Source organism: Flavobacterium sp., assembly GCF_044361065.1.
Classification (GTDB): Bacteria; Bacteroidota; Bacteroidia; order Flavobacteriales; family Flavobacteriaceae; genus Flavobacterium.
The window spans coordinates 1-6,114 of record NZ_JBIKJI010000132.1; the positions used below are offsets into that span (position 1 = coordinate 1).

A 6,114-nucleotide genomic window follows, 5' to 3' on the forward strand; every position below is an offset into this window, starting at 1 on the left:
GAAAAAAATAGTTGTGAACGACAAAACTATAAAATGTTAAAAATATGTTAAATATTAGTACTATGCGAAACAAGGTATCTGCTTTTAGATATATATTTGCATAAGAAAATAATGTACTAAGTACTGTACTCCATTTTAAATCGATTTATCGTGATTAAAAAAACAAGCTCAAATGAATATTGAAAACACAAAAGCTCAAATGCGAAAAGGTGTTTTAGAGTTTTGCATCTTATCTGTATTAAAAGAAAAAGACGCTTACACTTCTGAAATTTTGGACACTTTAAAAACCGCTAAATTACTTGTTGTTGAGGGTACCGTATATCCTTTATTAACAAGATTAAAAAATGACAATCTTTTATGCTATCGCTGGGAAGAATCTACATCGGGGCCGCCAAGAAAGTATTATGGCTTAACTGATGAAGGAAAAGAATTTTTAAAAGAATTAAACAACACTTGGAGTGAACTTTCGGGTGCTGTAAACACTATCACTACTAAAAAATAACAGATTATGAACAAAACAACAAGTATAAATTTAGGTGGGTATTTCTTTCATATTGACGAAGATGCCTTTAGAAAATTAAGCAACTATTTTGATGCCGTTAGAAGTTCATTATCTCCTGATGGTAGAGAAGAAATTATAAATGATATTGAAAGTAGAATTTCTGAACTTTTTACAGAAAAATTAGGCACTACTAAACAAGTCATTAGCTTGAAAGAAGTAGATGACATTATAACGATTATGGGGCAACCTGAAGATTATAAAATTGAAGAAGAAACGCCAAAAAATGATTTTCAATCCAACTACACCTCATCAAGTAGTTCAAAAAAATTATATAGAGATAAAGAAAACTCATTTTTAGGAGGTGTTTTATCAGGTTTAGGACATTATTTTGGTGTTGACCCGTTATGGTTAAGAATCATAATGGTAATTTTATTCTTCGGCTTTGGGACAGGATTAGTGTTGTACATTATATTATGGATTTTAATTCCAGAAGCTGTTACCACTTCTCAAAAATTAGAAATGAAAGGAGAGCCTATAAATATTTCAAATATTGAGAAAAAAGTAAAAGAAGGTTTTAACGAAATTTCAGATAAATTTTCAAATTTAGACCAAGACAAAATTGCTACTAATGCTAAATCAGGAGCAGAAAAAATCGGAAATACTCTAAGTGATATTGTAACGTCAATATTTAATGTAATTTCTAAGATAATTGGTGGTTTTATTGTGCTTATTTCCTCTTTAACCTTAATTAGTATTGTAATTAGCGGTATTGCTATGATGTTTTTCTCATCTATGCCAGATAATTTCCTATACAATCACATTCACACTCCTTTTAGTTTCGAAACACCTATTTGGATTCAAGGAATATTATTAATTATAGTTGTTGGAATTCCTTTGTTTTTCATATTAATCTTAGGGTTAAAATTACTTTCAACCAGAATGAAATCAATTGGAAATTCTATAAATTATTCGCTATTAGCCATTTGGATTATCGGTTTGGCGTCCGTGTTGTTTTTAACTATAAGAGAAATTAGTCAAAACGCATATACTGGAAAGGAAATCGAAAAAGTAGCTATCAATTTAAAACCAACTGATACCTTAAATGTTAAATTTATTTCAAATAATTTATACGGCAAAGACAATTACGATTTTGACAATTTTGAAGTTATTCATGATGATACTGATAAAGCAATTATTTTTTCAAATAATGTATCTATAAAAATAGTAGAAACAAACGAACCAATTGCTTTTTTACAAATTGAAAAATCTGCAGAAGGAAGTAGCATTAAAAAAGCCAAACAAACTGCTGAAAAAATAAAATATAACGTAAAAATTGAAAACAACAATTTAATTTTAGATAATTATTGGATTACAGATTTAGCCAATAAAAAACACGACCAAGAAGTAGAATTGTTTTTATATTTACCTAAAGGCACTATTTTTAAAGTGGATAAAAACTTCAAACACTTTGACATATCTGAAAATGATTATTTCAACTTACATTATAGTACAGATACTTATACATATATCGTTTCAGAAAATAAAGTGTTATGTATGAATTGTCCAATTGATGAAAACGACTATAACGATGTTGAAAATGACACTATTTCAAATTCAGAAGAAAATTCTGAAATCATTTTAAATGAAGATGGTATTCTTATAAAAAAAGGAAATAAAACCGTTGAAAAAGAAAATGTAGAAAGCATTAAAATCAACAAAAATGGTATCACTATAAAATAACATAAATGAAAAATATATTATATACATTCATAATTATTTCACTTATTTCTTGTCAAGAATTTGTGAATCAAAAAAAAGGAAATGGACAGGTTACAACAAGTAAAAGAGAAGTAACCGAGGATTTCACAAAAATTGAAACCAGCGAAGCAATAGCTGTTGAAATTGAACAAGCCAAAAGCAACAGCATTGAAGTTGAAACGGATTCTAATTTACAAAATCATGTTAAAACAACAATTTCAAATGGTGTTTTGAAAATAAGTTTAGATGAAAATATGATTGTTTGTAATGAACTTATTGTGCGAGTAAAAATAAAAGAATTAAATGAAATTAAATCTTCAAGTGCGTCGTCAATAAAATCTAACACAGTATTTAAAGGTAACAATTTAAATATTATTGCCTCAAGTGCCAGCACTATTGATATGGAAGCTGAATTTGAAAACATTACAATTGATGCCTCAAGTACTGGAGATGTTACTATAAAGGGAAAAACATTAAAATTAGAAACAAATGCTTCAAGTGCAAGTTCAATTGATGCGTCAGAATTAATGTCAAATGAAGTATTTGCAGAATCGTCAAGCGCAAGTACTATTAAAGTACATGCCATTGTAAAATTAGATGCAAAAGCGGAAAGTGCTGGAACAATAGCATCGGTAAAAAAACCAAGAGAATTCCGAGGTAAAGAAACTAGCGGTGGCGAAATAACAATAGAATAATTTAATTAATTTTTAACATTCATTTCATAATTAATACTTAATTTTGCACAATATATTAACCTATATAACTTAAAAAAATATGATACAATTTGTAATTAAAATGATTGATATTGCCGTACAATTAGTAATTCAATTTATAGAAAGTATTTTTTAACATCCTTTTTTGACTCTAAAAATCTAATATCATAACACACAAATCCCGACTATTTCGGGATTTTTTTTAATATATTTGTACTTTAAATTAAAATTTATATAAAATGATAAAATCAATCACACTTTTCGTAATTACTCTGTTTAGCTTTTCATTAGCGACAGCTCAAGCTAAATTAGAAAAAATTAAAGGTTCAAAAATTGTAACTATTTCTGTGAAAGAAGTAGAAGAATTTGAACATGTAGAAATTGAAGAATTTTTGGATGTGTATTTTGTAAAAGGAGAAAAAACATCAATTGAAATAGAAGCGGACGATAACTTACATGATATTATTAGTTATAATGTTTTAGGAAAAACTCTAAAATTAACAGCTTTAAAACAACCTGTTGGCGAGAAAAAAATGGCTATTAGAGTAAATTATAATGATAGTTTAAAATCTATTGTAGCGCGACATTCTAGTAAAGTTAATGCCATTGCAGATATTGCATTAGCGAATATTACAGTTAAAAACTTTGATAAATCACAATCTTTTTTAAATGTAAAATCTACCAATTTCACATTAATAATGACTGATAAATCTAAAGCGGAAATCAATGTGCAAGCAGAAAAATCTGTTGTAGAATTAAGTAAAGATGCTAATTTAAAAGCATTAATTGCTTCACCAGAATCTAAGGTAGATTTATATCAAAAATCGCAAGCAACTATTGAAGGCGATGCGCAAATTGCAAAAATAAGATTAGATAATAACTCAAGTTTAGTGGCTAAAAAATTCACCGTAGTTGATATGGAATTAATTGCTGAAGGATACACCTCTTGTTCAGTAAATGCTCAAAAAACCATTGAAATTTCAGCGTCAGGAAATACCCAAATTGATTTATTAGGAGAACCAAAAGTAGATTTAAAGATATTTACAAATACGGCTACTTTATCAAAAAAAATAAAATAAGTCAGTAATTTCTTATGAAAAAAGACATTATTATTCCTGAAGTAGAAAACGTATATGTGGTTGCCATAAAAGAATGGAATGAAGATTTTGGAGAAAACAGTTGGTATGCCTACTTATTAAACGATAGTTCAGAAAAATTAGAAATGGCAATGGTAGTTTCCAATGCTTCAGGAGTACTGAATAATGAAGAAAGAAAAACAGGTTATTTCCGACATGCTTTTAAAGAAGTTTTACCTGAAACTGCTATTAAAATAGAATTATTAGAAAATAATGTATTGCAATTAAACAATCATTTTATGCTTACGTATTTTCTAAACGGAAAACTATACGATAAAAATTTCACCTTTGAAGCAAATACCATCAAAGACGAAAACAACATAGAATTTCATACAGTTAATTGTAAGGGTGTACTCGGCAAATAAACCTCATCCAACCGATTTAATTTCCTGTAAAATTGCTTTTTTCAAATAGTTTGTTGAAATTTACATCAACAATATTCTATTATTATGAAGAAAGCAATTTTATTTATACTACTTCCCACTTTATTATTCGCACAAGATTTTGCTAAACACGTCAATCCATTTATTGGAACCGGCGGTCACGGACACACATTTCCAGGGGCAACTGCGCCTTATGGAATGGTGCAACTTTCGCCTGATACGCGTATTGATGGCAGTTGGGATGGCTGTGGCGGTTATCATTATGATGATAATACTATTTACGGATTTTCTCATACACACTTAAACGGAACGGGTGTATCAGATTATGGTGATATTATGTTAATGCCAACTATGGGCGAACCTTCGTTTGATAACAAAATCTATTCCTCTACTTTTTCGCATACCAATGAAAAAGCTTCCGCAGGATTTTACTCCGTGAAATTAGATAAACACAATATCGATGTGCGTTTAACAACTTCTATTCGTGTTGGTTTTCACGAATATACGTTTAATAAAGCGGGTTTAGCTAATATTATTTTAGATTTGAATCATCGTGATAAATTATTATTTGGTGAAGTCCGAATTGTAAATCCAACAACCATTGAAATTTTGAGAAGAAGCGAAGCTTGGGCAAGAGATCAATATGTTTATGCTCGAATTGAGTTCAATGTGCCTTTGAAAGTGAATTTGGTAAAAGGTGAAAACACGAAGTTAGAAGGCTTATACAAAGGAACGGAATTGGCATTAAGTTTCTCAAAACAAGTCAAAAAAGGTGAAAAAATTCTCGTAAAAGTTTCGCTTTCGCCAACAAGTTATGAAGGAGCGAAATTAAACAGTTCCGAAATCAACCATTGGGATTTTGAAAAAGTTAAGAAAGAAGCAGAAACCCTTTGGAACAAAGAATTATCAAAAATTGAAGTAACATCTGATGATAAAGATAAGTTAGCGATTTTCTATACGGCGTTATATCACACGATGATGCAACCCAATATCGCACAAGATTTAGACGGGAAATATCGTGGTAGAGACAACCAAATTCATACAGCAGAAGGCTTTGATTATTATACCGTTTTTTCACTTTGGGATACCTTTAGAGGCGCGCATCCGTTGTATACGTTAATCGATAAAAAACGCACCTCTGATTACATCAATACGTTCATCAAACAATACGAACAAGGCGGTAGATTACCCGTTTGGGAATTGGCATCCAATGAAACGGATTGTATGATTGGCTATCATTCGGTTTCTGTAATTGCGGATGCGATGGCAAAAGGCATAACAGGTTTTGATTACGAAAAAGCCTTTGAAGCCAGCAAATCATCAGCTATGAGAGATGTTTTAGGATTAGAAGCCTACAAGAAAAACGGCTTCATTTCGATGGATGACGAACACGAAAGCGTCTCTAAAACCTTAGAATATGCGTATGACGATTGGTGTATTGCTCAAATGGCTCAGATAATAAAAAACGGCAATGAAGTTGCTCGTTTTTCAAAACGTTCTGAAAATTGGAGAAACACTTTTGATTGGGAAACCGGTTTTATGCGTCCGAAGAAAAACGGTGGTTGGGACAAACATTTTGATCCAAGAGAAGTGAATAATAATTTTACAGAAGGAAATTCTTG

At 30.2% G+C, this 6,114-nt stretch carries 6 protein-coding genes; all 6 read left to right on the forward strand.

Annotated features, from left to right (window positions below):
* Positions 1-172 precede the first annotated feature (172 nt).
* Positions 173-502, forward strand: coding sequence for a PadR family transcriptional regulator (locus tag ACIQ11_RS08220; protein WP_396154174.1), 330 nt, complete (start codon positions 173-175; stop codon positions 500-502).
* Positions 503-508: 6 nt separating this feature from the next.
* Positions 509-2,242, forward strand: a complete 1,734-nt coding sequence (locus tag ACIQ11_RS08225; RefSeq protein ID WP_396154175.1) for a PspC domain-containing protein — start codon at positions 509-511, stop codon at positions 2,240-2,242.
* 5 nt (positions 2,243-2,247) lie between these two features.
* On the forward strand, positions 2,248-2,955 hold the full coding sequence (locus ACIQ11_RS08230) for a GIN domain-containing protein (protein ID WP_396154176.1): 708 nt from the start codon (positions 2,248-2,250) through the stop codon (positions 2,953-2,955).
* Between the two features lie 257 nt (positions 2,956-3,212).
* On the forward strand, positions 3,213-4,052 hold the full coding sequence (locus tag ACIQ11_RS08235) for a GIN domain-containing protein (protein WP_396154177.1): 840 nt from the start codon (positions 3,213-3,215) through the stop codon (positions 4,050-4,052).
* Positions 4,053-4,066: 14 nt separating this feature from the next.
* Positions 4,067-4,474, forward strand: coding sequence for a hypothetical protein (locus ACIQ11_RS08240; protein ID WP_396154178.1), 408 nt, complete (start codon positions 4,067-4,069; stop codon positions 4,472-4,474).
* 84 nt (positions 4,475-4,558) lie between these two features.
* Positions 4,559-6,114 (forward strand): GH92 family glycosyl hydrolase (locus ACIQ11_RS08245; protein ID WP_396154179.1); only part of this gene is annotated, 1,556 nt, incomplete at its 3' end.

Excerpts from the sequence above, each read along its gene's own strand:
- ACIQ11_RS08235 (WP_396154177.1), top strand. The coding sequence starts at position 3,213 with ATGATAAAATCAATCACACTTTTCGTAATTACTCTGTTTAGCTTTTCA.
- ACIQ11_RS08225 (WP_396154175.1), top strand. The coding sequence starts at position 509 with ATGAACAAAACAACAAGTATAAATTTAGGTGGGTATTTCTTTCATATT.
- ACIQ11_RS08240 (WP_396154178.1), top strand. The coding sequence starts at position 4,067 with ATGAAAAAAGACATTATTATTCCTGAAGTAGAAAACGTATATGTGGTT.
- ACIQ11_RS08220 (WP_396154174.1), top strand. The coding sequence starts at position 173 with ATGAATATTGAAAACACAAAAGCTCAAATGCGAAAAGGTGTTTTAGAG.
- ACIQ11_RS08230 (WP_396154176.1), top strand. The coding sequence starts at position 2,248 with ATGAAAAATATATTATATACATTCATAATTATTTCACTTATTTCTTGT.